This is a genomic window from Streptomyces sp. GL_141 (assembly GCF_057834385.1).
The window spans coordinates 3,343,220-3,366,567 of record NZ_CM174402.1 but is presented as its reverse complement, the minus strand read 5'-3'; the positions used below and the strand labels follow the sequence as shown (position 1 = coordinate 3,366,567).

Annotated in this window: 34 protein-coding genes; all 34 read left to right on the top strand. The window is 67.2% G+C overall.

Annotated elements, in window-relative coordinates; translation table 11 throughout:
- Window positions 1-182: 182 nt before the first annotated feature.
- The 34 genes from AC3IX6_RS14385 (at window position 183) to AC3IX6_RS14220 (ending at window position 23,283) form a co-directional block, all read left to right on the top strand.
- On the top strand, window positions 183-2,813 hold the full coding sequence (locus AC3IX6_RS14385) for a peptidoglycan recognition protein family protein (RefSeq protein ID WP_489370489.1): 2,631 nt from the start codon (window positions 183-185) through the stop codon (window positions 2,811-2,813).
- A 30-nt stretch (window positions 2,814-2,843) separates the two neighbouring features.
- Window positions 2,844-3,983 (top strand): serine/threonine-protein kinase, encoded by a 1,140-nt coding sequence (locus tag AC3IX6_RS14380; RefSeq protein WP_489370488.1) that lies wholly within the window; start codon window positions 2,844-2,846, stop codon window positions 3,981-3,983.
- A gap of 466 nt (window positions 3,984-4,449) precedes the next feature.
- Entirely contained in the window at window positions 4,450-4,758 is a 309-nt protein-coding gene (gene rpsJ / locus AC3IX6_RS14375) for a 30S ribosomal protein S10 (RefSeq protein ID WP_003948644.1), read from the top strand.
- Between the two features lie 14 nt (window positions 4,759-4,772).
- The gene (gene rplC / locus AC3IX6_RS14370) at window positions 4,773-5,417 is read left to right on the top strand and encodes a 50S ribosomal protein L3 (protein WP_266880616.1); all 645 of its coding nucleotides are present in this window, start codon (window positions 4,773-4,775) and stop codon (window positions 5,415-5,417) included.
- A 4-nt stretch (window positions 5,418-5,421) separates the two neighbouring features.
- The gene (gene rplD / locus AC3IX6_RS14365) at window positions 5,422-6,072 is read left to right on the top strand and encodes a 50S ribosomal protein L4 (RefSeq protein ID WP_030008466.1); all 651 of its coding nucleotides are present in this window, start codon (window positions 5,422-5,424) and stop codon (window positions 6,070-6,072) included.
- Window positions 6,072-6,395 carry a 50S ribosomal protein L23 gene (rplW, locus tag AC3IX6_RS14360; protein ID WP_030154694.1) on the top strand — a complete coding sequence of 108 codons (324 nt, stop codon included), beginning with the start codon at window positions 6,072-6,074 and terminating at the stop codon, window positions 6,393-6,395. The genes rplD and rplW overlap by 1 nt, the downstream gene beginning before the upstream one ends.
- 39 nt (window positions 6,396-6,434) lie before the next feature.
- Window positions 6,435-7,271 (top strand): 50S ribosomal protein L2, encoded by an 837-nt coding sequence (gene rplB, locus AC3IX6_RS14355; protein ID WP_254387362.1) that lies wholly within the window; start codon window positions 6,435-6,437, stop codon window positions 7,269-7,271.
- A gap of 12 nt (window positions 7,272-7,283) precedes the next feature.
- Window positions 7,284-7,565, top strand: coding sequence for a 30S ribosomal protein S19 (rpsS, locus tag AC3IX6_RS14350; protein ID WP_023539342.1), 282 nt, complete (start codon window positions 7,284-7,286; stop codon window positions 7,563-7,565).
- A 43-nt stretch (window positions 7,566-7,608) separates the two neighbouring features.
- Complete coding sequence (rplV, locus tag AC3IX6_RS14345) at window positions 7,609-7,956, top strand: 50S ribosomal protein L22 (protein WP_007265904.1); 348 nt, start codon at window positions 7,609-7,611, stop codon at window positions 7,954-7,956.
- Entirely contained in the window at window positions 7,956-8,798 is an 843-nt protein-coding gene (gene rpsC, locus AC3IX6_RS14340; RefSeq protein ID WP_266955875.1) for a 30S ribosomal protein S3, read from the top strand. The genes rplV and rpsC overlap by 1 nt, the downstream gene beginning before the upstream one ends.
- Window positions 8,799-8,803: 5 nt before the next feature.
- Complete coding sequence (rplP, locus tag AC3IX6_RS14335; RefSeq protein WP_030026326.1) at window positions 8,804-9,223, top strand: 50S ribosomal protein L16; 420 nt, start codon at window positions 8,804-8,806, stop codon at window positions 9,221-9,223.
- Window positions 9,223-9,447: a 50S ribosomal protein L29 gene (gene rpmC, locus AC3IX6_RS14330; RefSeq protein ID WP_008739703.1), complete on the top strand. Its 225-nt coding sequence runs from the start codon at window positions 9,223-9,225 to the stop codon at window positions 9,445-9,447. The genes rplP and rpmC overlap by 1 nt, the downstream gene beginning before the upstream one ends.
- On the top strand, window positions 9,447-9,728 hold the full coding sequence (gene rpsQ, locus AC3IX6_RS14325; protein ID WP_243333368.1) for a 30S ribosomal protein S17: 282 nt from the start codon (window positions 9,447-9,449) through the stop codon (window positions 9,726-9,728). Before rpmC ends, rpsQ begins: the two co-directional genes overlap by 1 nt.
- A 124-nt stretch (window positions 9,729-9,852) precedes the next feature.
- A complete protein-coding gene (gene rplN, locus AC3IX6_RS14320) occupies window positions 9,853-10,221 on the top strand; it encodes a 50S ribosomal protein L14 (RefSeq protein WP_003956455.1) in 369 nt (122 codons plus the stop codon).
- 2 nt (window positions 10,222-10,223) lie between these two features.
- A complete protein-coding gene (gene rplX / locus AC3IX6_RS14315; protein WP_215023444.1) occupies window positions 10,224-10,547 on the top strand; it encodes a 50S ribosomal protein L24 in 324 nt (107 codons plus the stop codon).
- A complete protein-coding gene (gene rplE / locus AC3IX6_RS14310) occupies window positions 10,547-11,098 on the top strand; it encodes a 50S ribosomal protein L5 (RefSeq protein WP_030008469.1) in 552 nt (183 codons plus the stop codon). The genes rplX and rplE overlap by 1 nt, the downstream gene beginning before the upstream one ends.
- Before the next feature lie 5 nt (window positions 11,099-11,103).
- Window positions 11,104-11,289 carry a type Z 30S ribosomal protein S14 gene (locus tag AC3IX6_RS14305; protein WP_003956452.1) on the top strand — a complete coding sequence of 62 codons (186 nt, stop codon included), beginning with the start codon at window positions 11,104-11,106 and terminating at the stop codon, window positions 11,287-11,289.
- 223 nt (window positions 11,290-11,512) lie between these two features.
- On the top strand, window positions 11,513-11,911 hold the full coding sequence (gene rpsH / locus AC3IX6_RS14300) for a 30S ribosomal protein S8 (protein ID WP_008739698.1): 399 nt from the start codon (window positions 11,513-11,515) through the stop codon (window positions 11,909-11,911).
- 20 nt (window positions 11,912-11,931) lie between these two features.
- A complete protein-coding gene (gene rplF / locus AC3IX6_RS14295; protein WP_243333369.1) occupies window positions 11,932-12,471 on the top strand; it encodes a 50S ribosomal protein L6 in 540 nt (179 codons plus the stop codon).
- 2 nt (window positions 12,472-12,473) lie between these two features.
- Window positions 12,474-12,857, top strand: a complete 384-nt coding sequence (gene rplR / locus AC3IX6_RS14290; protein ID WP_030008471.1) for a 50S ribosomal protein L18 — start codon at window positions 12,474-12,476, stop codon at window positions 12,855-12,857.
- A gap of 46 nt (window positions 12,858-12,903) precedes the next feature.
- Window positions 12,904-13,506, top strand: coding sequence for a 30S ribosomal protein S5 (rpsE, locus tag AC3IX6_RS14285; protein WP_008739695.1), 603 nt, complete (start codon window positions 12,904-12,906; stop codon window positions 13,504-13,506).
- Window positions 13,506-13,688 carry a 50S ribosomal protein L30 gene (gene rpmD / locus AC3IX6_RS14280; protein ID WP_112447741.1) on the top strand — a complete coding sequence of 61 codons (183 nt, stop codon included), beginning with the start codon at window positions 13,506-13,508 and terminating at the stop codon, window positions 13,686-13,688. The genes rpsE and rpmD overlap by 1 nt, the downstream gene beginning before the upstream one ends.
- 1 nt (window position 13,689) lies before the next feature.
- Complete coding sequence (gene rplO / locus AC3IX6_RS14275) at window positions 13,690-14,145, top strand: 50S ribosomal protein L15 (protein ID WP_243333371.1); 456 nt, start codon at window positions 13,690-13,692, stop codon at window positions 14,143-14,145.
- 186 nt (window positions 14,146-14,331) lie between these two features.
- The gene (gene secY / locus AC3IX6_RS14270) at window positions 14,332-15,648 is read left to right on the top strand and encodes a preprotein translocase subunit SecY (RefSeq protein ID WP_489370486.1); all 1,317 of its coding nucleotides are present in this window, start codon (window positions 14,332-14,334) and stop codon (window positions 15,646-15,648) included.
- Window positions 15,648-16,295 carry an adenylate kinase gene (locus tag AC3IX6_RS14265; RefSeq protein ID WP_489370485.1) on the top strand — a complete coding sequence of 216 codons (648 nt, stop codon included), beginning with the start codon at window positions 15,648-15,650 and terminating at the stop codon, window positions 16,293-16,295. Before secY ends, AC3IX6_RS14265 begins: the two co-directional genes overlap by 1 nt.
- 100 nt (window positions 16,296-16,395) lie before the next feature.
- The gene (map, locus tag AC3IX6_RS14260) at window positions 16,396-17,247 is read left to right on the top strand and encodes a type I methionyl aminopeptidase (RefSeq protein WP_489370484.1); all 852 of its coding nucleotides are present in this window, start codon (window positions 16,396-16,398) and stop codon (window positions 17,245-17,247) included.
- Between the two features lie 184 nt (window positions 17,248-17,431).
- A complete protein-coding gene (gene infA, locus AC3IX6_RS14255; protein ID WP_003956442.1) occupies window positions 17,432-17,653 on the top strand; it encodes a translation initiation factor IF-1 in 222 nt (73 codons plus the stop codon).
- A 74-nt stretch (window positions 17,654-17,727) separates the two neighbouring features.
- Window positions 17,728-17,841, top strand: a complete 114-nt coding sequence (gene rpmJ, locus AC3IX6_RS14250; protein WP_003956441.1) for a 50S ribosomal protein L36 — start codon at window positions 17,728-17,730, stop codon at window positions 17,839-17,841.
- A gap of 200 nt (window positions 17,842-18,041) precedes the next feature.
- The gene (gene rpsM / locus AC3IX6_RS14245; protein ID WP_053682609.1) at window positions 18,042-18,422 is read left to right on the top strand and encodes a 30S ribosomal protein S13; all 381 of its coding nucleotides are present in this window, start codon (window positions 18,042-18,044) and stop codon (window positions 18,420-18,422) included.
- A 54-nt stretch (window positions 18,423-18,476) separates the two neighbouring features.
- On the top strand, window positions 18,477-18,881 hold the full coding sequence (gene rpsK / locus AC3IX6_RS14240) for a 30S ribosomal protein S11 (protein WP_006376016.1): 405 nt from the start codon (window positions 18,477-18,479) through the stop codon (window positions 18,879-18,881).
- 193 nt (window positions 18,882-19,074) lie between these two features.
- Window positions 19,075-20,097, top strand: coding sequence for a DNA-directed RNA polymerase subunit alpha (locus AC3IX6_RS14235; protein ID WP_008739666.1), 1,023 nt, complete (start codon window positions 19,075-19,077; stop codon window positions 20,095-20,097).
- Window positions 20,098-20,186: 89 nt separating this feature from the next.
- On the top strand, window positions 20,187-20,648 hold the full coding sequence (gene rplQ / locus AC3IX6_RS14230) for a 50S ribosomal protein L17 (RefSeq protein ID WP_030154710.1): 462 nt from the start codon (window positions 20,187-20,189) through the stop codon (window positions 20,646-20,648).
- 110 nt (window positions 20,649-20,758) lie between these two features.
- Complete coding sequence (truA, locus tag AC3IX6_RS14225; protein WP_489370483.1) at window positions 20,759-21,610, top strand: tRNA pseudouridine(38-40) synthase TruA; 852 nt, start codon at window positions 20,759-20,761, stop codon at window positions 21,608-21,610.
- A 53-nt stretch (window positions 21,611-21,663) separates the two neighbouring features.
- Window positions 21,664-23,283 carry an ABC-F family ATP-binding cassette domain-containing protein gene (locus AC3IX6_RS14220; RefSeq protein ID WP_403710227.1) on the top strand — a complete coding sequence of 540 codons (1,620 nt, stop codon included), beginning with the start codon at window positions 21,664-21,666 and terminating at the stop codon, window positions 23,281-23,283.
- Window positions 23,284-23,348 lie beyond the last annotated feature (65 nt).

Genomic DNA, 23,348 nt, shown 5'->3' with positions numbered 1-23,348 from the left:
CAGCCCGCCCGCGGCACTACACCCCGACCCCGGTCCGCCCCTCGTGGCGGCCGGGGTCCGTGCTTCACCGGATCGGCCCCCGCCCGCCTCGTCCAGCACGCCTGCCAGTAGCATCCGGGCGATCAGGTGGGTCACCTGAGGCGTTCGGAACAGGGGTCGGGGACAAGTTGAGACTGGGTCGTGTGCGCGGTACGGCGCTGGCCGCCGCCTTCGGTGTGGCCGCGGTGCTCGGGTTCCAGGGGGTGGCGGGCGGATCCGGCCCGGGCGCCTCCGAGGCGAAGGCACCGGGTGAGGCGTCGGGTGAGGCGCCGGGCAAGGCGAAGACCTACAGCGCCGCCGCCGGTCAGCCGGGCCGGGCGAAGACCGGGGTCGACCGGCTCGCCCTGAAGCCCAAGGGCTCCGGCGAGGCCGTGCTCGCCCAGCAGGACACGGACCTCTTCGGCCTCCTCGGCGTGTCCTGGACGGACCCCGAGGCCAGGGTGAACGGTGCCATCGAGGCCCGTTCCCGCAGCTCGGAGACCGGGAAGTGGTCCCGGTGGATCACCCTGGACCCGGTGCAGCCCGGGCTCGACGGCAAGCGCCCCGGCGCACCCGGCGCCACCGAACCGGTGTGGGTCGGCCCGTCGAACGGCGCCGAGGTGCGCGTGAAGGGCGGCGCGGCCCTTCCGGCGGGCCTGACCCTGAACCTGGTGGACCCCGCCGTCGCCGGCGCCGCCGCGAAGAAGGGCGAGCTGCCCGCCGAACCGTCCGCCTTCGCCACGGAGGCGCTGCCGCCCGGACCGCCGTCCACCGCCCCGCGGCCCGCCGTGGTCACCCGGGTCGAGTGGCAGGCGGACGAGAGCCTGAACGACGAGGCCCCCGGCTACCTCCCCGGCGGCGTCGTCAAGGCCGCCTTCGTCCACCACACCGCGAGCGCGCAACCGTACGACTGCTCGCAGTCCGCGGCCATCGTGCGGGGCATCCACGAGTACCACGTGAAGGTCGAGCTGTGGCGCGACCTCGGCTACAACTTCCTGGTCGACAAGTGCGGCACGGTCTTCGAGGGCCGTAAGGGCGGCATCGACCAGCCGGTCCAGGGCGCGCACACCCTCGGCTGGAACGCCGAGTCGATGGGCATCGCCGTCCTCGGCGACCACCAGACCGCAGGAGCCCCGGCCGCCGCCCTGGACTCGATCTCCCGGGTCGCGGCCTACAAGCTCGGCCAGTACGACGGCGACCTGAACGGTACGACCACGCTGGTGGCCGGCAGCAGCCAGAAGAACTACCTCGGCACCTCGTTCACCGGGGGCCAGTCGTACCCGTTCAAGACCCTGTCGGGCCACCGGGACGGCTTCAACACCATCTGCCCGGGCGGCGGGCTCTACGACCAGCTCGGCGCGATCCGGACCAGCGGTCCGGCGGCGCGGCTGAAGATCTCCGCGGTGAACGGCACGGTCCCCGCGCCGGGCACGACCCTCAAGTCCACCGGCCCCCTGAAGGTCGACTGGACCACCAGCACGGCGGGCGGCCTGCTGGGCTCCTTCGAGCTCCTGGTGGACGGCGCACCGGCCGCGACCACCGCGGGCCCGGCCCGTACGGCGAACGCGGTGCTGACCAGCGGCACCCACACGGTCCAGGTCAAGGCCACCGCGCTGAACGGCAAGGTCTCCACGAGCCTGCCGGTCACCGTCGTCGCGGACGTCCCCGTGCCGAAGTCCGCCACGTTCGTTCCGGTCCCCCCGAAGCGGCTGATGGACACCCGTGCGGGCCTGGGCGTGCCGAAGGCGAAGGTGGGCGCGCAGGGCGTGGTGACGCTGCCGGTGGCGGGCACGGCCGGGATCCCGGTGGAGGGCGTCACCGCGGTGGTCCTGAACGTCACCGCGACGAACCCGACGGCCGCGAGCTACGTGTCGGTGTATCCGAGCGGGACGGTGCGCTCCAGCGCCTCGAACCTGAACGTGACGCCGGGGCAGACGATCCCGAACCTGGTGGTCGTTCCGGTGGTGGACGGCAAGGTCAGCTTCTACAACAACGACGGCAGCATCGACCTGATCGCGGACGTCACCGGCTACTTCGCCAAGGCGGACGGGGGATCGGCGCACGTCAACACCGGTCCGAAGCGGCTGATGGACACGCGTGCGGGCCTGGGCGTGCCGAAGGCGAAGGTGGGCGCGCAGGGCGTGGTGACGCTGCCGGTGGCGGGCACGGCGGGGATCCCGGTGGAGGGCGTCACCGCGGTCGTTCTGAACGTCACCGCGACGAACCCGACGGCCGCGAGCTACGTGTCGGTGTATCCGAGCGGGACGGTGCGCTCCAGCGCTTCCAACCTGAACGTGACGCCGGGGCAGACGATCCCGAACCTGGTGGTCGTTCCGGTGGTGGACGGCAAGGTCAGCTTCTACAACAACGACGGCAGCATCGACCTGATCGCGGACGTCACCGGCTACTTCGCCAAGGCGGACGGGGGATCGGCGCACGTCAACACCGGTCCGAAGCGGCTGATGGACACGCGTGCGGGCCTGGGCGTGCCGAAGGCGAAGGTGGGCGCGCAGGGCGTGGTGACGCTGCCGGTGGCGGGCACGGCCGGGATCCCGGTGGAGGGCGTCACCGCGGTGGTCCTGAACGTCACCGCGACGAACCCGACGGCCGCGAGCTACGTGTCGGTGTATCCGAGCGGGACGGTGCGCTCCAGCGCCTCGAACCTGAACTTCACCGCCGGCCGGACGATCCCGAACCTGGTGGTCGTCCCCGTGGTCGACGGGAAGATCAGTTTCTACAACAACGACGGTACGGTCGATCTGATCGCGGACGTCACCGGCTACTTCGCCGAGTGATACGGGGTTCCGCAGGCGGGGGTGGGGGACATGGGGAAGAACGACGACGGCATACCCGCCGTCTCCGACGAGGAGTGGGCGCGGTTCCTGGAACAGGCCGGGGCGGGCGCGGGGGAGGCCCCCAAGGAGCCGTCCGCGCGGGCGCGCATGGTGGCCGCGCGGCTGCGTGAGGAGGACGCCCGGCGCGGCTCCGCCGAACCGCCGGCCTGGCGGGCCGGCGTCACCCGGCGGGAGCGGGGGAGGGGCGGGCGCCGGCTCAAGGCGGCGCTGGCCATCGTCTTCGTCGCCGCGCTCGCGCTGATCGCCATCCGGCCGGAGCTGGTCATCGACAAGTTCACCGGCGAGGCCGCGCAGGACGCGAAGGCCCGGCAGCAACTGCCGGCCGAGACGGCCCGCCCGACCGCCGCGCCCACCCCGGTGGACCCGGACCGGCCGACCCTCGCCGAGCCCTTCCGGGGCTCCCCGGCCCTCCAGTGGGCCGACGGGGCGGCCGGCATCGAGGTCCCGGAGGCCCAGGCCGTCGGCGGCATGAGCAAGGAGCAGGTGGCCGACGCGCTGACGAAGGTCAAGCAGTTCCTGGTCACGGCCAACCTGGACCCGGCGACCCTGCGCGGGGAGCGCCCCGGGGCGGCGCTGGACCTGCTCGACCCCAAGCTCTCCACGCTGCCGGCGGGCGCGCTCGACCTGGAGCGGTACCTGGCCGCCCCGAGCAAGGAGAACGACCCGCTGAACTTCTTCACCCGGACCCGCCCGGAGGAGCTGAAGCCCGTGGGCGACGTGGTCAAGGTCCGCGGCCGGATGTGGGTGGAGCCCGCCGAGAAGGCCGGCAAGGCCAAGGTGCTGATCGACTACACGTTCGTGTACCCGTTCGTGAAGGCGAAGCCGGGCGCGGACCAGGTCGAGCGCTCCATCGTGCGGCGCACGATCACCTTCTCCATCGCGGACCCGCGGAAGTGGCGGGCCACCGAAGGCAAGCTCTGGCTCGACGACGTCGACGTGAACCTGGCCAACAGCGCGTGTGACGTCCACGACGGATTCCTGCACCCCGCCTTCGACGAGGACGCCCCCACCGGGCCGACGCCCTCCGGCACTCCGGTCGACCCGTACGACCGCAGCAAGAGCCCGGAAGCCGGACCGCAGGCGGGATGCGGCGCGCTCGCGCGCTCCTGAGCGGCCGCCGGAGCAGGGACGGGGACCCCCGCCGCGTGGTGCAGTTTGACCACTCAGCGTGGCGGGGTATTCTCTTCCGCCCGATTGGCGCCGTACGTGTCTCGTATGGCAGACTACTCAAGTTGCTCGGCCGTGTGCCGATGCTGCGCGCCTCCCGCCGGGAGGACCGGAAGCGAGTCCCACAGTACTCGTCGCCTTACCTGCCTCTCGGGGCAGCAATGGGGCGGACGTACGGGAATCTTCTGGGAAGCGTCAGCACGGTGCCTGCCAGGTACTCGGTGGGTGTTTGCCCCCGATCTGCGGTCTTGGGACCGCGCCCCCTTGGACGAGGGAATTTCCGTATGGGAATTTTCTGTAGAGGGAGCGCGACACGCCCGACCGCGTGGGTCGGAGGAGAGCGGCGGAGCGATCCGCAGCCGACCGAGAACCAGAGCGTTTCCACAACAGACAGGACTACGGAGTAGCCATGGCGGGACAGAAGATCCGCATCCGGCTCAAGGCCTACGACCACGAGGTCATCGATTCGTCGGCGAAGAAGATCGTCGAGACGGTGACGCGCACTGGTGCGTCGGTCGCGGGCCCGGTGCCGCTGCCCACTGAGAAGAACGTGTACTGCGTCATCAAGTCGCCGCACAAGTACAAGGACTCGCGCGAGCACTTCGAGATGCGCACTCACAAGCGCCTGATCGACATCCTCGACCCGACGCCCAAGACCGTTGACTCGCTGATGCGCCTGGACCTTCCGGCCGGCGTTGACATCGAGATCAAGCTCTGAGAGGCACGGAGAAGATGGCAAAGCAGATCAAGGGCGTCCTGGGCGAGAAGCTCGGCATGACCCAGGTCTGGGACGAGAACAACCGTGTCGTCCCGGTGACCGTGGTCAAGGCCGGGCCCTGCGTTGTTACCCAGGTCCGTACGAACGACGTCGACGGCTACGAGTCGGTCCAGATCGCCTTCGGCGAGATCGACCCTCGCAAGGTGAACAAGCCCCTCAAGGGTCACTTCGCCAAGGCTGACGTCACCCCCCGCCGCCACCTGGTGGAGCTCCGTACCTCCGACGCCAGCGAGTACACGCTCGGCCAGGAGATCACGGCTGCCGTGTTCGAGTCCGGCGTCAAGGTTGACGTCACGGGCAACAGCAAGGGCAAGGGCTTCGCCGGTGTCATGAAGCGTCACAACTTCAAGGGCCTCGGCGCCGGCCACGGCGTCCAGCGCAAGCACCGCTCCCCCGGTTCGATCGGTGGCTGTGCCACCCCTGGGCGTGTCTTCAAGGGCATGCGCATGGCCGGTCGCATGGGCAACGAGCGCGTCACCACCCAGAACCTGACCATCCACGCGGTTGACGCGGAGAAGGGTCTGCTCCTCATCAAGGGTGCGGTCCCCGGTCCGAACGGCGGCCTCGTCCTGGTCCGTACCGCGGTTAAGGGGGCTTGAGTTAATGAGCACCATTGACATCCTTTCGCCGGCAGGCGACAAGGCCGGTACCGTCGAGCTCCCCGCGGAGATCTTCGACGCGAAGACCAGCGTTCCGCTGATCCACCAGGTCGTCGTCGCTCAGCTGGCTGCTGCCCGTCAGGGCACGCACAAGACCAAGCGTCGTGGCGAAGTCCGTGGTGGTGGCCGCAAGCCGTACCGCCAGAAGGGCACCGGCCGCGCTCGCCAGGGTTCCACCCGCGCTCCGCAGTTCGTCGGAGGTGGCGTCGTACACGGCCCGCAGCCGCGTGACTACTCGCAGCGGACCCCGAAGAAGATGAAGGCCGCCGCCCTCCGCGGTGCCCTCTCGGACCGTGCGCGTCACTCCCGCATCCACGTCGTCACCGGCGTGGTCGAGGGTGCCGCCTCCACGAAGGCCGCCAAGACGCTGTTCGGCAAGATCTCGGAGCGCAAGAACCTGCTCCTGGTCGTCGAGCGCGCCGACGAGGCTGCGTGGCTGTCCGCCCGCAACCTGCCCCAGGTGCACATCCTGGAGCCGGGCCAGCTGAACACGTACGACGTGATCGTCTCTGACGACGTGGTCTTCACTCAGGCCGCTTTCGAGTCCTTCGTGTCTGGCCCCAAGGCCGATGAGACCGAAGGGAGCGACGCCTGATGTCTGAGGCGACCGTTACCAGCAAGACCTTCACTGACCCGCGCGACCTGCTGATCAAGCCGGTTGTCTCGGAGAAGAGCTACGCGCTGCTGGACGAGAACAAGTACACGTTCATCGTCGCGCCCGGCTCCAACAAGACCCAGATCAAGCAGGCCGTCGAGGCGGTCTTCGGGGTCAAGGTCACCGGGGTCAACACGATCAACCGTCAGGGTAAGCGCAAGCGCACCAAGACCGGTTTCGGCAAGCGCGCTGACACCAAGCGCGCCATCGTGACCCTCGCTGAGGGCGACCGAATCGACATCTTCGGCGGCCAGGCCTCCTAACGGAGGTCTAGTCGTCCGGAATCGGACGAGGACTGAGAAATGGGTATCCGCAAGTACAAGCCGACGACCCCGGGCCGTCGTGGCTCCAGCGTCGCCGACTTTGTCGAGATCACGCGGTCCACGCCGGAGAAGTCGCTGGTCCGCCCCCTGCACAGCAAGGGCGGCCGTAACAACACCGGTCGGATCACGGTTCGACACCAGGGTGGCGGCCACAAGCGCGCCTACCGTGTGATCGACTTCCGTCGTCACGACAAGGACGGCGTGCCGGCCAAGGTCGCGCACATCGAGTACGACCCCAACCGCACTGCGCGCATCGCGCTCCTGCACTACGCCGACGGTGAGAAGCGCTACATCATTGCGCCGAAGAACCTGAAGCAGGGCGACCGGATTGAGAACGGCCCCACGGCCGACATCAAGCCCGGTAACAACCTGGCGCTCCGCAACATCCCGGTCGGTACCACGATCCACGCGATCGAGCTCCGTCCCGGTGGCGGCGCCAAGTTCGCCCGCTCCGCTGGTGCCTCCGTGCAGCTGCTGGCGAAGGAGGGCGTCATGGCCCACCTCCGCATGCCGTCCGGCGAGATCCGTCTCGTCGACGCGCGCTGCCGCGCCACCGTCGGTGAGGTCGGCAACGCCGAGCAGTCGAACATCAACTGGGGCAAGGCCGGCCGTATGCGCTGGAAGGGCGTTCGCCCCTCCGTCCGCGGTGTCGCGATGAACCCGGTCGACCACCCGCACGGTGGTGGTGAGGGTAAGACCTCCGGTGGTCGTCACCCGGTCTCCCCGTGGGGTCAGAAGGAGGGTCGTACTCGCTCGCCGAAGAAGGCTTCGAGCAAGTACATCGTCCGCCGCCGCAAGACGAACAAGAAGCGCTAGGAGCGGGTTTAGATGCCGCGCAGTCTCAAGAAGGGACCCTTCGTCGACGGACACCTCATCAAGAAGGTGGACGTACAGAACGAAGCCGGTACCAAGAACGTCATCAAGACCTGGTCCCGTCGCTCGATGATCATCCCGGCCATGCTGGGTCACACCATCGCGGTGCACAACGGCAAGATCCACGTCCCGGTGTTCGTCACCGAGTCGATGGTCGGCCACAAGCTCGGCGAGTTCTCGCCGACTCGCACCTTCCGCGGCCACGTCAAGGACGACCGGAAGTCGAAGCGCCGCTAAAGGCGGGGTGGTTACGACTATGACTTACACCGAAGGGACAACCATGGAAGCCAGGGCCCAGGCGCGGTACATCCGCGTCACGCCCATGAAGGCCCGCCGAGTGGTGGACCTTATCCGTGGCATGGATGCCACGGAGGCTCAGGCGGTCCTGCGTTTCGCCCCGCAGGCCGCGAGCGTGCCGGTTGGCAAGGTGCTCGACAGCGCCATTGCCAACGCCGCACACAACTACAACCACCCGGACGCCTCCACGCTGGTCATCAGCGAGGCGTACGTGGACGAGGGCCCGACCCTGAAGCGGTTCCGTCCGCGTGCCCAGGGCCGTGCCTACCGGATCCGCAAGCGGACCAGCCACATCACCGTGGTCGTCAGCAGCAAGGAAGGTTCCCGGTAATGGGCCAGAAGGTAAACCCGCACGGGTTCCGGCTCGGCATCACCACCGACTTCAAGTCGCGTTGGTACGCCGACAAGCTGTACAAGGACTACGTCAAGGAAGACGTCGCCATCCGCAGGATGATGACGTCCGGCATGGAGCGCGCCGGCATCTCGAAGGTTGAGATCGAGCGCACCCGTGACCGCGTGCGTGTGGACATCCACACCGCTCGTCCGGGCATCGTCATCGGCCGTCGTGGCGCCGAGGCCGACCGCATCCGCGGTGACCTCGAGAAGCTCACGGGCAAGCAGGTCCAGCTGAACATCCTCGAGGTCAAGAACCCCGAGGTCGACGCTCAGCTGGTCGCGCAGGCCGTTGCCGAGCAGCTCTCTTCCCGCGTCTCCTTCCGTCGCGCCATGCGTAAGAGCATGCAGGGCACGATGAAGGCCGGCGCCAAGGGCATCAAGATCCAGTGTGGCGGTCGCCTCGGCGGCGCCGAGATGTCCCGCTCCGAGTTCTACCGCGAAGGCCGTGTGCCGCTGCACACCCTCCGCGCGAACGTGGACTACGGCTTCTTCGAGGCCAAGACCACCTTCGGCCGTATCGGTGTGAAGGTCTGGATCTACAAGGGCGACGTCAAGAACATCGCCGAGGTTCGCGCCGAGAACGCTGCGGCCCGTGCGGGTAACCGCCCGGCCCGTGGTGCCGCCGGCGCTGGCGACCGTCCCGCCGGCCGTGGTGGCCGTGGTGGCGAGCGCGGCGGCCGTGGTGGCCGCAAGCCGCAGCAGGCTGTTGGTGCCGAGGCCCCCAAGGCCGACGCTCCCGCCGCCGCTCCGGCTGAGAGCACCGGAACGGAGGCCTGACCGACATGCTGATCCCTCGTAGGGTCAAGCACCGCAAGCAGCACCACCCGAAGCGCCGCGGTATGGCCAAGGGCGGTACTGAGGTCTCGTTCGGCGAGTACGGCATCCAGGCGCTTACCCCCGCCTACGTGACGAACCGCCAGATCGAGGCGGCTCGTATCGCGATGACCCGCCACATCAAGCGTGGCGGCAAGGTCTGGATCAACATCTACCCGGACCGTCCCCTGACGAAGAAGCCTGCCGAGACCCGCATGGGTTCCGGTAAGGGTTCTCCCGAGTGGTGGATCGCGAACGTGCACCCGGGCCGGGTCATGTTCGAGCTGTCCTACCCGAACGAGAAGATTGCTCGTGAGGCGCTCACCCGCGCTGCTCACAAGCTTCCGATGAAGTGCCGGATTGTTCGGCGCGAGGCAGGTGAGTCGTGATGGCGACGGGAACCAAGGCGTCCGAGCTGCGTGAGCTCGGTAACGAGGAGCTCGTTGGCAAGCTGCGCGAGGCCAAGGAAGAGCTGTTCAAGCTGCGCTTCCAGGCGGCCACGGGTCAGCTGGAGAACAACGGCCGGCTCAAGTCCGTCCGTAAGGACATCGCTCGCATCTACACCCTGATGCACGAGCGTGAGCTCGGTATCGAGACGGTGGAGAGCGCCTGATGAGCGAGAAGAACGTGACTGAGACGACTGACCGCGGCTTCCGCAAGACCCGTGAGGGTCTTGTCGTCAGCGACAAGATGGACAAGACCGTCGTCGTCGCTGTCGAGGACCGCGTGAAGCACGCGCTCTACGGCAAGGTCATCCGCCGTACCAACAAGCTCAAGGCGCACGACGAGCAGAACGCTGCCGGCGTCGGCGACCGCGTCCTCATCATGGAGACGCGTCCGCTGTCGGCGAGCAAGCGCTGGCGCATCGTCGAGATCCTCGAGAAGGCCAAGTAATTATCTGAGGCCCTGGGCAGCAAGCCCAGGGGCCCCTCAGGTTCGTTCCGCCAGGCTCGGTGGGGGCGGTAGCTCTTCGGAGTGATGCCCCCGCCGGGAACCGGCAGACAAACAGGAGATAGACGTGATCCAGCAGGAGTCGCGACTGCGTGTCGCCGACAACACTGGTGCCAAGGAGATCCTTTGCATCCGTGTTCTCGGTGGTTCCGGTCGCCGCTACGCGGGCATCGGTGACGTCATCGTTGCCACCGTCAAGGACGCGATCCCCGGTGGCAACGTGAAGAAGGGTGACGTCGTCAAGGCGGTCATCGTTCGCACCGTGAAGGAACGCCGCCGCCAGGACGGCTCGTACATCCGCTTCGACGAGAACGCCGCCGTCATTCTGAAGAACGACGGCGACCCTCGCGGCACCCGTATCTTCGGCCCGGTGGGCCGTGAGCTGCGCGAGAAGAAGTTCATGAAGATCATCTCGCTCGCGCCGGAGGTGCTGTAAGCATGAAGATCAAGAAGGGCGACCTGGTTCAGGTCATCACCGGTAAGGACAAGGGCAAGCAGGGCAAGGTCATTCTGGCCATCCCTACTGAGAACCGCGTCCTGGTCGAGGGTGTCAACCGGGTCAAGAAGCACACCAAGGCCGGCCAGACCGCTGGTGGCTCGCAGACCGGTGGCATCGTGATCACCGAGGCGCCGATCCACGTCAGCAACGTTCAGCTGGTTGTGGAGAAGGACGGCCAGAAGGTCGTTACCCGCGTCGGTTTCCGCTTCGATGACGAGGGCAACAAGATCCGCGTTGCCAAGCGGACGGGTGAGGACATCTGATGGCTACCACTCCGCGTCTCAAGACGAAGTACCGCGAGGACATCGCGGGCAAGCTGCGTGAAGAGTTCTCCTACGAGAACGTCATGCAGATCCCCGGCCTCGTGAAGATCGTGGTCAACATGGGTGTGGGCGACGCCGCCCGCGACTCCAAGCTGATCGACGGCGCCATCAAGGACCTGACGACGATCACCGGTCAGAAGCCGGCCGTCACGAAGGCCCGCAAGTCCATCGCGCAGTTCAAGCTGCGCGAGGGTCAGCCGATCGGCTGCCACGTCACCCTCCGTGGTGACCGCATGTGGGAGTTCCTGGACCGTACGCTGTCGCTCGCGCTGCCGCGTATCCGTGACTTCCGTGGTCTGTCGCCGAAGCAGTTCGACGGCCGTGGCAACTACACCTTCGGTCTCACGGAGCAGGTCATGTTCCACGAGATCGACCAGGACAAGATCGACCGTACCCGGGGTATGGACATCACCGTGGTCACCACGGCGACCAACGACGCTGAGGGCCGCGCGCTCCTTCGTCACCTCGGCTTCCCCTTCAAGGAGGCGTAAGCGAGATGGCGAAGAAGGCTCTCATCGCGAAGGCTGCCCGCAAGCCCAAGTTCGGTGTGCGTGCGTACACCCGCTGCCAGCGCTGCGGTCGCCCCCACTCCGTGTACCGCAAGTTCGGCCTGTGCCGCGTCTGCCTTCGTGAGATGGCTCACCGTGGCGAGCTGCCGGGCGTGACCAAGAGCTCCTGGTAATTCCCTCTCGTCCGCAAGGACTTGAGGAGTACCAGGCACTCTCGGTAAGCATCTGGTCGGCGGATGCCCGGCCGCGCATGCCTTAGGCTTGTGTGGTTGGGCGTCCGCCGCCCATAACGACTTACTACGCCGTAGGTCCCCGCACCGCACCCGTCCCGCCACTGAGTGGGGAGAGGGATGGCGCATACAGGAAACCCCGGCGAGAGAGGCCGAAGGCCACTTCATGACCATGACTGACCCGATCGCAGACATGCTCACGCGTCTGCGTAACGCTAACTCGGCGTACCACGACTCTGTCGTGATGCCGCACAGCAAGATCAAGTCGCACATCGCAGAAATCCTCAAGCAGGAGGGTTTCATCACCGGCTGGAAGGTCGAGGACGCCGAGGTCGGCAAGAACCTCGTCCTCGAGCTGAAGTTCGGCCCGAACCGCGAGCGCTCCATTGCGGGCATCAAGCGGATCTCGAAGCCCGGTCTGCGTGTGTACGCAAAGTCCACCAACCTGCCGAAGGTGCTCGGCGGCCTGGGCGTGGCGATCATCTCCACGTCCCACGGTCTGCTCACCGGCCAGCAGGCAGGCAAGAAGGGCGTAGGTGGGGAAGTCCTCGCCTACGTCTGGTAGTCGGGAACGGAGGAAAAGCAATGTCGCGAATCGGCAAGCTCCCCATCCAGGTTCCCGCCGGTGTGGACGTCACCATCGACGGCCAGGCCGTGGCTGTGAAGGGCCCCAAGGGTTCCCTCGCGCTCACGGTCAAGGCGCCGATCGAGATCGTCAAGGGTGAGGACGGCGTTCTGAACGTCACCCGCCCCAACGACGAGCGTCAGAACAAGGCCCTGCACGGCCTGTCCCGCACGCTGGTGGCGAACATGATCACCGGCGTGACCACGGGTTACGTCAAGGCTCTTGAGATCAGCGGTGTCGGTTACCGCGTCGCCGCGAAGGGCTCCAACCTGGAGTTCCAGCTTGGCTACAGCCACCCGATCCTGATCGAGGCGCCCGAGGGCATCTCCTTCAAGGTCGAGTCGCCCACCAAGTTCTCGGTCGAGGGCATCGACAAGCAGAAGGTCGGCGAGGTCGCCGCCAACATCCGCAAGCTGCGGAAGCCCGACCCGTACAAGGCCAAGGGTGTCAAGTACGCCGGCGAAGTCATCCGCCGCAAGGTCGGAAAGGCTGGTAAGTAGCCATGGCTTACGGTGTAAAGATCGCCAAGGGCGACGCGTACAAGCGTGCCGCCAAGGCCCGCCGTCACATCCGCATCCGCAAGAACGTCTCGGGTACGGCGGAGCGTCCGCGCCTCGTCGTGACGCGTTCCAACCGCAACATCGTTGCTCAGGTCATCGACGACCTCCAGGGTCACACCCTGGCGTCCGCGTCGACCCTGGACGCTTCGATCCGTGGTGGCGAAGGCGACAAGAGCTCGCAGGCCCAGGCCGTCGGCGCACTCGTCGCCGAGCGTGCCAAGGCCGCGGGTGTCGAGACCGTCGTGTTCGACCGCGGTGGCAACCGATACGCCGGGCGCATTGCCGCTCTGGCTGACGCCGCCCGCGAAGCCGGGCTGAAGTTCTAAGCCCCGTTTTCCGGGACTCACGGACGTAACAGAGAGAGGTAATCCAATGGCTGGACCCCAGCGCCGCGGAAGCGGTGCCGGTGGCGGCGAGCGGCGAGACCGGAAGGGTCGCGACGGTGGCCCTGCCGCCGAGAAGACCGCTTACGTTGAGCGCGTTGTCGCGATCAACCGCGTCGCCAAGGTTGTCAAGGGTGGTCGCCGCTTCAGCTTCACCGCGCTGGTCGTGGTGGGCGACGGTGACGGCACTGTAGGTGTCGGTTACGGCAAGGCCAAGGAAGTTCCCGCGGCCATCGCCAAGGGTGTCGAGGAAGCCAAGAAGTCCTTCTTCAAGGTTCCGCGCATCCAGGGCACCATTCCTCACCCGATCACGGGCGAGCGCGCCGCGGGCGTCGTGCTGCTGAAGCCGGCCGCCCCTGGTACCGGTGTTATCGCCGGTGGCCCGGTGCGCGCCGTTCTGGAGTGCGCCGGCGTTCACGACATCCTGTCGAAGTCGCTCGGTTCTTCCAACGCGATCAACATCGTGCACGCGACCGTGGCGGCCCTCAAGGGCCTGCAGCGTCCCGAGGAGATCGCGGCTCGCCGTGGTCTGCCCCTCGAGGACGTCGCTCCCGCGGCTCTGCTCCGTGCACGTGCTGGGGCGGGTGCGTAATGGCTCGCCTCAAGGTCACGCAGATCAAGTCGTACATCGGCAGCAAGCAGAACCACCGCGACACGCTGCGTTCGCTCGGGCTCAAGCGCCTGAACGACGTCGTCGTCAAGGAGGACCGCCCCGAGTTCCGCGGAATGGTTCACACCGTCCGCCACCTCGTGACGGTTGAGGAGGTTGACTAACATGGCTGAGAGCAGCCCGCTGAAGGCCCACAACCTCCGTCCCGCCCCCGGCGCCAAGACCGCGAAGACCCGTGTCGGTCGTGGTGAGGCGTCGAAGGGTAAGACGGCCGGTCGTGGTACGAAGGGCCAGAAGGCCCGCTACCAGATCCCGCAGCGCTTCGAGGGTGGGCAGATGCCCCTCCACATGCGTCTGCCGAAGCTCAAGGGCTTCAAGAACCCGTTCCGCACCGAGTTCCAGGTCGTGAACCTGGACAAGCTCGGCGCTCTCTACCCCGAGGGTGGAGAGGTCACGGTGGCCGACCTGGTCGCCAAGGGCGCGGTTCGCAAGAACAGCCTCGTCAAGGTCCTGGGCCAGGGCGAGATCTCCGTGGCGCTGCAGGTTTCGGTTGACGCCGTTTCCGGCTCCGCCAAGGAGAAGATTGCCGCCGCTGGTGGCTCTGTGACCGAGCTCGTCTAAGACGAACTCAGTGACAAATAGCTAGAAACCCGACCGGGGGTGCCTCACATATGGGGCATCCCCGGTTGGTCGTTCCATGGGAGGTGCAGACGCCGGTAAGGTGGCCTGCACCTTTGCTTGTACACATTCGTCGATCCCTCAGACCGTCACCTCTGACGCAGTAGCGCGGGGGTCGCAGGAGGCACCGTGCTCACCGCGTTCGCCCGGGCGTTCAAGACGCCCGACCTGCGCAAGAAGCTGCTTTTCACGCTCGCCATGATCGTGCTGTACCGACTCGGATCCCACATCCCGGTACCCGGCGTGAGCTACAAGAACGTTCAGATCTGTGTGGACCAGATGGGGGCAGGCAACAACAGCCTCTTCGGTCTCGTCAACATGTTCAGTGGCGGTGCGCTGCTGCAGATCACGATCTTCGCGCTCGGCATCATGCCGTACATCACGGCGAGCATCATCCTGCAGCTGCTGACCGTGGTCATCCCGAAGCTGGAGACCCTCAAAAAAGAGGGCCAGTCCGGCACGTCGAAGATCACTCAGTACACGCGCTATCTGACGGTCGCGCTCGCGATCCTGCAGGGCACCGGCCTCGTCGCCACCGCCCGCAGCGGCGCCCTCTTCCAGGGCTGCCAGGTCAAAGACCAGATCGTCCCGGACCGGTCGATCTTCACCACCGTCGTCATGGTGATCACCATGACCGCCGGTACCTGCCTCGTCATGTGGCTCGGTGAGCTCATCACCGACCGGGGCATCGGCAACGGCATGTCGATCCTGATGTTCATCTCGATCGCCGCGGGCTTCGTCGGATCCCTGTGGGCCATCAAGGAGCAGGGCAAGATCGCGGACGGCTGGGTCGAGTTCGGCGTGGTCATGCTGGTCGGCCTCGCGATGGTGGGTCTGGTGGTCTTCGTCGAACAGGCGCAGCGGCGGATCCCGGTCCAGTACGCGAAGCGCATGATCGGCCGGCGCGCCTACGGTGGTACCTCGACGTACATCCCGCTCAAGGTGAACCAGGCGGGCATCATCCCCGTCATCTTCGCCTCGTCGCTGCTCTACATCCCGGCACTGGTCGTGCAGTTCAGCGGTTCCACCGCCGGCTGGGCCACCTGGATCCAGAAGCACTTCGTCAAGGGCGATCACCCGTACTACATTGCGGTCTACTTCCTCCTGATCGTCTTCTTCGCGTTCTTCTACGTGGCGATCTCGTTCAACCCCGAGGAAGTTGCAGACAACATGAAGAAGTATGGTGGGTTCATTCCGGGCATCCGCGCCGGTCGGCCTACCGCCGAGTACCTCAGCTACGTACTCAACCGGATCACCTGGCCGGGGTCGCTGTACCTGGGTCTGATCGCTCTTGTGCCGACGATGGCGTTGGCCGGCTTCGGAGCGAACCAGAACTTCCCGTTCGGCGGGACGAGCATCCTGATCATCGTGGGTGTGGGTCTGGAAACCGTGAAGCAGATCGAGAGCCAGCTCCAGCAGCGTAATTACGAAGGGTTCCTCCGCTGATGCGAATCGTCCTCGTCGGCCCGCCGGGTGCGGGCAAGGGAACGCAGGCGACTGTCCTTGCCGAGACCTTGTCGATCCCGCACATCTCCACGGGCGACCTGTTCCGGGCCAACATCAGCCAGGGCACCGAGCTCGGCCGGCGTGCGAAGGCGTTCATGGACGCGGGTGACCTCGTCCCGGACGAGATCACCATCGGCATGGCCAAGGACCGCATGGAGCAGGAGGACGCCTCCGGCGGTTTCCTGCTCGACGGTTTCCCGCGCAACGTCTCCCAGGCTGAAGCCCTCGACGTGATGCTGAAGGCCGGGGCCATGAACCTCGACGCCGTCCTCGACCTGGAGGTCGAGGAGGACGAGGTCGTCAAGCGCCTCGCCGGCCGGCGCACCTGCCGCAAGGACAGCTCGCACATCTACCACGTGGACTACCGCCCGGCGAAGGTCGACGGCGTCTGCGACATCGACGGCGGCGAGCTGTACGTGCGTGAGGACCAGACCGAGGAAGCCGTGCGCAACCGGCTGGAGGTCTACCACACGCAGACCGAGCCGATCATCGACTACTACAAGGCCCAGGGCCTCGTGTCGACGATCCCGGCCCTGGGTGAGGTCAAGGACGTCACGCAGCGCGCGCTGGACGCCCTGAAGAAGTAGCCAGAAGCAGTTCACCTGTAGTGCAGCCCCGGCCGCGGTGTCCCCAGGACGCCGCGGCCGTACTGTTGAAAGACCCGATTCCGAAGGTGGCAGGTACGTCATGGTCCAGATCAAGACCCCCGAGCAGATCGCGAAGATGCGTGAGGCGGGGCTGGTCGTCGCTGCGATCCACGCGGCGACCCGTGAGGCGGCCGTGCCGGGCGCCACGACGCGGGATCTGGACATGGTGGCCCGCAAGGTCATCGCGGACGCCGGCGCCACGTCGAACTTCCTCGGCTACGGCGGGTTCCCCGCGACCATCTGCACCTCGGTCAACGAGGTCGTGGTCCACGGCATCCCCGACGACAAGACGGTCCTCAAGGACGGCGACATCATCTCGATCGACGCCGGCGCGATCGTCGACGGCTGGCACGGCGACGCCGCGTACACCGCCTTCGTGGGCTCTGGGCACGCCCCTGAGCTCGTGGAGCTCTCCCGGGTGACCGAGGAGTCCATGTGGGCCGGTATCGCCGCCATGAAGCTCGGTAACCGCCTCGTGGACATCTCGAAGGCGATCGAGACCTACATCAAGCGGCAGCCGCGCCCGACCACGGGTGAGCACAGCCTCGGCAAGTTCGGGATCATCGAGGACTACGGCGGCCACGGCATCGGTTCCGAGATGCACATGGACCCGCACCTGCTGAACTACGTCTCGCGCAAGCGGGGCAAGGGCATCAAGCTCGTCCCCGGCCTGTGCCTGGCGATCGAGCCGATGGTCTCGCTGGGCACCGCCCAGACGGAGGTCCTGGCGGACGACTGGACGGTCATCACCACGGACGGCACCTGGTCCTCGCACTGGGAGCACTCCATCGCCCTGACCGAGGAGGGGCCGATCGTCCTCACCTCCCCGGACTGCGGCAAGGCGAAGCTGGCGGAGTACGGGGTCACGACGGCGCCCGACCCGCTGGGCTGAGCAGGGTCGGCCCAGCTGGGCCAACCGGTATGACCAGGATTGATGATCTATCCTGTAGGGCACACTTTCCGGATTCGTCTTTCAGTGGGCCCTGACGTAGACTGACTCGTCGGCTCCTTTGCACCCGCATGTCCTCATGCGAAGGCGGGGAGCTGATCAAGGTAGCCGATTCGAAAGGCGAAGCGTGGCCAAGAAGCAAGGTGCCATCGAAATCGAGGGCACCGTGATCGAGTCCCTCCCGAACGCGATGTTCAAGGTGGAACTCCAGAACGGTCACAAGGTCCTCGCGCACATCAGCGGCAAGATGCGCATGCACTACATCCGCATCCTCCCTGATGACCGGGTCGTCGTGGAGCTCTCTCCGTACGACCTGACGCGTGGCCGGATCGTCTACCGATACAAGTAGATCTTGTCTTCACTCCCGTCCGGACGTCCTGTCCCGACGCGGGTGGTGGCACTGACCCGGAGAACCTCACCAACATGAAGGTCAAGCCGAGCGTCAAGAAGATCTGCGACAAGTGCAAGGTGATCCGCCGTCACGGTCGGGTCATGGTCATCTGCGACAACCTGCGCCACAAGCAGCGCCAGGGCTGACGCACGCCGACCGACCTGCACTACGCAGTTCTTCGCGCGACGTAAGAAAACGTACATACGCAGAACCCGCCCAGCCCTGACCAGGGCCGGCGGCACCTCCGGCGGGGGCCGGGGACCCGGGCGTACCACCACCCATCAGGAGTGGTCGGCGGTCGGGGTTCGGTTCTGCGGAAGACCCCCGAACACACAGGAGCCATTGAATGGCACGCGTTTCCGGTGTTGACATCCCGCGCGAAAAGCGTGTGGAGATCGCACTTACCTACGTCTTCGGTGTCGGTCGCACCCGGTCCAAGGAAATCCTTGCGGCCACCGGTGTGAACCCCGACACCCGCGTTCGTGACCTGGCCGAAGAGGACCTGGTCAAGATCCGCGAGTACGTGGACGCCAACCTCCGCACCGAGGGTGACCTCCGCCGCGAGATCCAGGCCGACATCCGCCGCAAGGTCGAGATCCAGTGCTACCAGGGTGTTCGCCACCGTCGTGGCCTGCCCGTGCACGGTCAGCGCACCAGCACGAACGCCCGTACCCGCAAGGGTCCGCGTCGCGCGATCGCCGGTAAGAAGAAGCCGGGCAAGAAGTAGTCCTGTTCAGCGGTCTTGCGCTGTAGGACCGACCACCTCCCGTAGGAGATTTAGATGCCCCCCAAGGGTCGTCAGGGCGCTGCCAAGAAGGTGCGCCGCAAGGAAAAGAAGAACGTCGCTCATGGGCACGCCCACATCAAGAGCACGTTCAACAACACCATCGTTTCGATCACGGACCCCGCGGGCAACGTGATCTCTTGGGCCTCCGCCGGCCACGTCGGCTTCAAGGGCTCGCGCAAGTCCACCCCCTTCGCCGCACAGATGGCCGCCGAGTCGGCCGCCCGTCGCGCGCAGGAGCACGGCATGCGCAAGGTCGACGTCTTCGTCAAGGGTCCCGGCTCCGGCCGTGAGACCGCGATCCGCTCCCTCCAGGCCACCGGCCTCGAGGTCGGCTCGATCCAGGACGTCACCCCCACCCCGCACAACGGCTGCCGTCCGCCCAAGCGTCGCCGCGTCTGATCCGGGGCGGCGCGATCCGCGCCGCCGCGCAAACGAGGCGCGCTCAGGCTTCGCACCTGTGCGTCTTTGAGTGTTCGGGCGGTACGAACCCCTCGCGGGGGACGTACCGCCCGTACCCTTGTAGTCCGTGGCCCTCCGGGGCCGCGATCCGTCGGGCGTCAAATAGTGGGCGTCCACGAATGAAGGAATCCACATGCTTATCGCTCAGCGCCCCTCGCTGACCGAAGAGGTCGTAGACGAGTACCGCTCGCGGTTCGTGATCGAGCCGCTCGAGCCGGGCTTCGGCTACACCCTCGGCAACTCGCTCCGCCGCACGCTCCTGTCCTCGATCCCGGGTGCCGCTGTCACCAGCATCCGCGTGGACGGCGTCCTGCACGAGTTCACCACCGTGCCCGGTGTCAAGGAAGACGTCACCGACATCATCCTCAACATCAAGCAGCTGGTCGTCTCCTCGGAGCACGACGAGCCGGTCGTGATGTACCTGCGCAAGCAGGGTCCCGGCCTGGTCACCGCTGCCGACATCGCGCCCCCGGCCGGTGTCGAGGTGCACAACCCGGACCTGGTCCTCGCCACGCTCAACGGCAAGGGCAAGCTGGAGATGGAGCTGACCGTCGAGCGCGGTCGCGGCTACGTCTCCGCCGTCCAGAACAAGCAGCTGGGCCAGGAGATCGGTCGCATCCCGATCGACTCCATCTACAGCCCGGTCCTCAAGGTCACCTACAAGGTCGAGGCGACCCGAGTCGAGCAGCGCACCGACTTCGACAAGCTCATCGTCGACGTCGAGACCAAGCAGGCCATGCGCCCGCGCGACGCCATGGCGTCCGCCGGCAAGACCCTGGTCGAGCTGTTCGGTCTGGCCCGCGAGCTCAACATCGACGCCGAGGGCATCGACATGGGCCCCTCGCCGACGGACGCGGCCCTGGCCGCTGATCTCGCCCTGCCGATCGAGGAGCTCGAGCTCACCGTTCGGTCGTACAACTGCCTCAAGCGCGAGGGCATCCACTCCGTGGGTGAGCTCGTCGCCCGCTCCGAGGCCGACCTGCTCGACATCCGCAACTTCGGTGCGAAGTCGATCGACGAGGTCAAGGCGAAGCTGGCCGGCATGGGCCTGGCCCTCAAGGACAGCCCGCCCGGATTCGACCCGACCGCCGCGGCCGACGCCTTCGGCGCCGACGACGACGCGGACGCCGGTTTCGTCGAGACCGAGCAGTACTAAGCACCACCTGAACTTTCCCGCGGCATCCGCCTCGGGGGAACTGACACCGGTACCTGACACGGCCGGTGCAGATATGAAGGAGTAAGACCATGCCGCGTCCCGCAAAGGGTGCCCGTCTGGGCGGCAGCGCCGCGCACGAGAAGCACCTCCTCGCGAACCTCGCGAAGGCGCTCTTCGAGCACGGCCGCATCACCACCACCGAGGCCAAGGCCCGTCGCCTGCGTCCCTACGCCGAGCGTCTGGTGACCAAGGCCAAGAAGGGCGACATCCACAACCGTCGCCTGGTGCTGCAGACGATCACGGACAAGAGCATCGTGCACACGCTGTTCACCGAGATCGCCCCGCGCTACGAGAACCGCCCCGGTGGTTACACGCGCATCACCAAGATCGGCAACCGTCGTGGCGACAACGCCCCGATGGCCGTGATCGAGCTGGTCGAGGCCCTTACGGTCGCCCAGCAGGCCACTGGTGAGGCCGAGGCCGCCACCAAGCGCGCGGTCAAGGAGGCGGAGGCTGTCGAGACCCCCGCCGAGGAGACCAAGGAGGCCTGATCCTTCGGGATCGGAGCTCGCTTGATCGGCTCTGAACGGGCCCGCCCCCTTACCGGGGCGGGCCCGTTCTGCTTTGGTGCACGAGATGCGGCTGAGAGAGGATCTGTCACGTGAGTGACGAGGTGGAGCCCGGGCACACCCGGGTCAGGCTGGACCTGAGCTACGACGGCAAGGACTTCTCCGGCTGGGCGAAGCAGCGCGTGCTGCGGACCGTCCAGGGGGAGCTGGAGTCGGCCCTGCAGACCGTGATGCGGCTGCCCGACCCGGTGGAGCTGACCGTGGCCGGCCGGACCGACGCGGGCGTGCACGCGCGCGGCCAGGTCGCGCAGTTCGACGTACGGGACGAGGTGTGGGCCGAGCACCAGGACAAGCTCCTGCGCCGCCTCGCCGGACGGCTGCCGCACGACGTACGGGTGTGGAAGGCCTCCGAGGCCCCCGCCGGGTTCAACGCGCGGTTCTCCGCGATCTGGCGCCGCTACGCCTACCGCGTGGGTGACCACCAGGCCGGCGTGGACCCGCTGCGCCGCGGGCACGTGCTCTGGTACCAGTGGCCGCTCGACGTGGACGCCATGAACGAGGCCGCCGCCGCGCTGGTCGGGGAGCACGACTTCGCCGCGTACTGCAAGAAGCGGGAGGGGGCCACGACCATCCGCACCCTCCAGCAGCTCAGCTGGGAGCGGGACGCGGAGGGGATCATCACCGCGACCGTCCGCGCCGACGCCTTCTGCCACAACATGGTCCGCTCGCTGGTCGGCGCCCTGCTGCACGTCGGCGACGGCCACCGGACGACCGACTGGCCCGGCAAGGTGCTGGCCGCGGCCGTACGGGACTCCTCGGTGCACGTGGTCAAGCCGCACGGGCTGACCCTGGAGGAGGTCGGCTACCCGGCCGACGAGCTGCTGGCCGCCCGCAGCAAGGAAGCACGGAACCTGCGGACGCTGCCCGGGGCCGGCTGCTGCTAGGACGGGCCTAATCCGTTTGGGCGGATCGGGGCCGGACCTGGACAATGCCCCGCATGGGACATCTCGAAGCCAGCCACCTGGAGTACTACCTTCCCGACGGGCGGGTTCTGCTCCCCGACGTCTCCTTCCGGGTGGGGGAGGGGTCGGTCGTCGCCCTGGTCGGGGCGAACGGGGCCGGCAAGACCACGCTGCTGAAGATGATCTCCGGGGAGCTCCAGCCGCACGGCGGCGGCGTGACCGTCAGCGGCGGGCTGGGCGTGATGTCGCAGTTCGTGGGCTCGGTCCGCGACGAGACGACCGTACGGGACCTGCTGGTCTCGGTGGCCCAGCCGCGGATCCGGGAGGCCGCCAAGGCCGTGGACCGTGCCGAGCAGCTGATCCTCACGGTGGACGACGAGCCCGCCCAGATGGCCTACGCGCAGGCGCTGAGCGACTGGGCCGACGTGCAGGGGTACGAGGCGGAGACGCTGTGGGACGTCTGCACGATGGCCGCGCTGGCGATCCCGTACGACTCGGCGCAGTTCCGCGAGGTGCGCACGCTCTCGGGCGGTGAGCAGAAGCGGCTGGTCCTGGAGGCGCTGCTGCGCGGGCCGGACGAGGTGCTGCTGCTCGACGAGCCGGACAACTACCTCGACGTCCCGGGCAAGCGGTGGCTGGAGGAGCAGCTCAAGGCCACCCGCAAGACGGTGCTCTTCGTCAGCCACGACCGGGAGCTGCTGACCCAGTCCGCCGAGAAGATCATCAGCCTGGAGGCGAGCCCGAACGGCTCCGACGTCTGGGTGCACGGCGCGGGCTTCGCCACCTTCCACGACGCCCGCAAGGAGCGCTTCGCGCGCTTCGAGGAGCTCAAGCGGCGCTGGGACGAGGAGCACGCCCGGCTGAAGGCCCTGGTGCTGCGTCTGCGCGGCCAGGCCGCGATCAGCCCGGACATGGCCTCGCGGTACCACGCGATGCAGACCCGCTTCAAGAAGTTCGAGGAGGCCGGTCCGCCGCCCGAGCCGCCGCGCGAGCAGGACATCAAGATGCGGCTCAAGGGCGGCCGTACGGGCGTGCGCGCGCTCACGGTGGAGAACCTGGAGCTCACCGGGCTGATGAAGCCCTTCTCCCTGGAGGTCTTCTACGGGGAGCGGGTCGCGGTCCTGGGCTCGAACGGCTCCGGGAAGTCCCACTTCCTGCGCCTGATGGCGGGGGAGGACGTCAAGCACACGGGTACGTGGAAGCTCGGCGCCCGCGTGGTTCCCGGCCACTTCGCGCAGACCCACGCCCACCCCGAGCTGTTCGGCCGTACGCTCGTCGACATCCTGTGGACGGAGGCGGCGAAGCCGCTCGGCCAGGCGATGGGCGCCCTGCGCCGCTACGAGCTGGAGCGCCAGGGCGAGCAGCCCTTCGAGCGGCTCTCGGGCGGCCAGCAGGCGCGTTTCCAGATCCTGCTGCTGGAGCTGGCGGGTACGACGGCGCTGCTCCTGGACGAGCCGACGGACAACCTGGACCTGGAATCGGCGGAAGCGCTGCAGGACGGGCTGGAGGCGTACGACGGCACTGTGCTGTGCGTCACGCACGACCGGTGGTTCGCCCGGACATTTGACCGTTACCTGGTCTTCGGTTCAGACGGTGTTGTACGGGAGACTACGGAGCCCGTCTGGGACGAACGTAGGGTCGAGCGGAAGCGCTAGGGGGAGACCGCCCCCGGCTTGGGTCGAGGGGACTTCGTTGTGGGGCTGCGGCCGAGTGTCTGGGT

Coding starts and splice junctions, on each gene's coding strand:
- AC3IX6_RS14380 (WP_489370488.1), top strand. CDS start 2,844: ATGGGGAAGAACGACGACGGCATACCCGCCGTCTCCGACGAGGAGTGG.
- rpsJ (WP_003948644.1), top strand. CDS start 4,450: ATGGCGGGACAGAAGATCCGCATCCGGCTCAAGGCCTACGACCACGAG.
- rplC (WP_266880616.1), top strand. CDS start 4,773: ATGGCAAAGCAGATCAAGGGCGTCCTGGGCGAGAAGCTCGGCATGACC.
- rplD (WP_030008466.1), top strand. CDS start 5,422: ATGAGCACCATTGACATCCTTTCGCCGGCAGGCGACAAGGCCGGTACC.
- rplW (WP_030154694.1), top strand. CDS start 6,072: ATGTCTGAGGCGACCGTTACCAGCAAGACCTTCACTGACCCGCGCGAC.
- rplB (WP_254387362.1), top strand. CDS start 6,435: ATGGGTATCCGCAAGTACAAGCCGACGACCCCGGGCCGTCGTGGCTCC.
- rpsS (WP_023539342.1), top strand. CDS start 7,284: ATGCCGCGCAGTCTCAAGAAGGGACCCTTCGTCGACGGACACCTCATC.
- rplV (WP_007265904.1), top strand. CDS start 7,609: ATGGAAGCCAGGGCCCAGGCGCGGTACATCCGCGTCACGCCCATGAAG.
- rpsC (WP_266955875.1), top strand. CDS start 7,956: ATGGGCCAGAAGGTAAACCCGCACGGGTTCCGGCTCGGCATCACCACC.
- rplP (WP_030026326.1), top strand. CDS start 8,804: ATGCTGATCCCTCGTAGGGTCAAGCACCGCAAGCAGCACCACCCGAAG.
- rpmC (WP_008739703.1), top strand. CDS start 9,223: ATGGCGACGGGAACCAAGGCGTCCGAGCTGCGTGAGCTCGGTAACGAG.
- rpsQ (WP_243333368.1), top strand. CDS start 9,447: ATGAGCGAGAAGAACGTGACTGAGACGACTGACCGCGGCTTCCGCAAG.
- rplX (WP_215023444.1), top strand. CDS start 10,224: ATGAAGATCAAGAAGGGCGACCTGGTTCAGGTCATCACCGGTAAGGAC.
- rplE (WP_030008469.1), top strand. CDS start 10,547: ATGGCTACCACTCCGCGTCTCAAGACGAAGTACCGCGAGGACATCGCG.
- AC3IX6_RS14305 (WP_003956452.1), top strand. CDS start 11,104: ATGGCGAAGAAGGCTCTCATCGCGAAGGCTGCCCGCAAGCCCAAGTTC.
- rpsH (WP_008739698.1), top strand. CDS start 11,513: ATGACCATGACTGACCCGATCGCAGACATGCTCACGCGTCTGCGTAAC.
- rplF (WP_243333369.1), top strand. CDS start 11,932: ATGTCGCGAATCGGCAAGCTCCCCATCCAGGTTCCCGCCGGTGTGGAC.
- rplR (WP_030008471.1), top strand. CDS start 12,474: ATGGCTTACGGTGTAAAGATCGCCAAGGGCGACGCGTACAAGCGTGCC.
- rpsE (WP_008739695.1), top strand. CDS start 12,904: ATGGCTGGACCCCAGCGCCGCGGAAGCGGTGCCGGTGGCGGCGAGCGG.
- rpmD (WP_112447741.1), top strand. CDS start 13,506: ATGGCTCGCCTCAAGGTCACGCAGATCAAGTCGTACATCGGCAGCAAG.
- rplO (WP_243333371.1), top strand. CDS start 13,690: ATGGCTGAGAGCAGCCCGCTGAAGGCCCACAACCTCCGTCCCGCCCCC.
- AC3IX6_RS14265 (WP_489370485.1), top strand. CDS start 15,648: ATGCGAATCGTCCTCGTCGGCCCGCCGGGTGCGGGCAAGGGAACGCAG.
- map (WP_489370484.1), top strand. CDS start 16,396: ATGGTCCAGATCAAGACCCCCGAGCAGATCGCGAAGATGCGTGAGGCG.
- rpmJ (WP_003956441.1), top strand. CDS start 17,728: ATGAAGGTCAAGCCGAGCGTCAAGAAGATCTGCGACAAGTGCAAGGTG.
- rpsM (WP_053682609.1), top strand. CDS start 18,042: ATGGCACGCGTTTCCGGTGTTGACATCCCGCGCGAAAAGCGTGTGGAG.
- rpsK (WP_006376016.1), top strand. CDS start 18,477: ATGCCCCCCAAGGGTCGTCAGGGCGCTGCCAAGAAGGTGCGCCGCAAG.
- AC3IX6_RS14235 (WP_008739666.1), top strand. CDS start 19,075: ATGCTTATCGCTCAGCGCCCCTCGCTGACCGAAGAGGTCGTAGACGAG.
- rplQ (WP_030154710.1), top strand. CDS start 20,187: ATGCCGCGTCCCGCAAAGGGTGCCCGTCTGGGCGGCAGCGCCGCGCAC.
- AC3IX6_RS14220 (WP_403710227.1), top strand. CDS start 21,664: ATGGGACATCTCGAAGCCAGCCACCTGGAGTACTACCTTCCCGACGGG.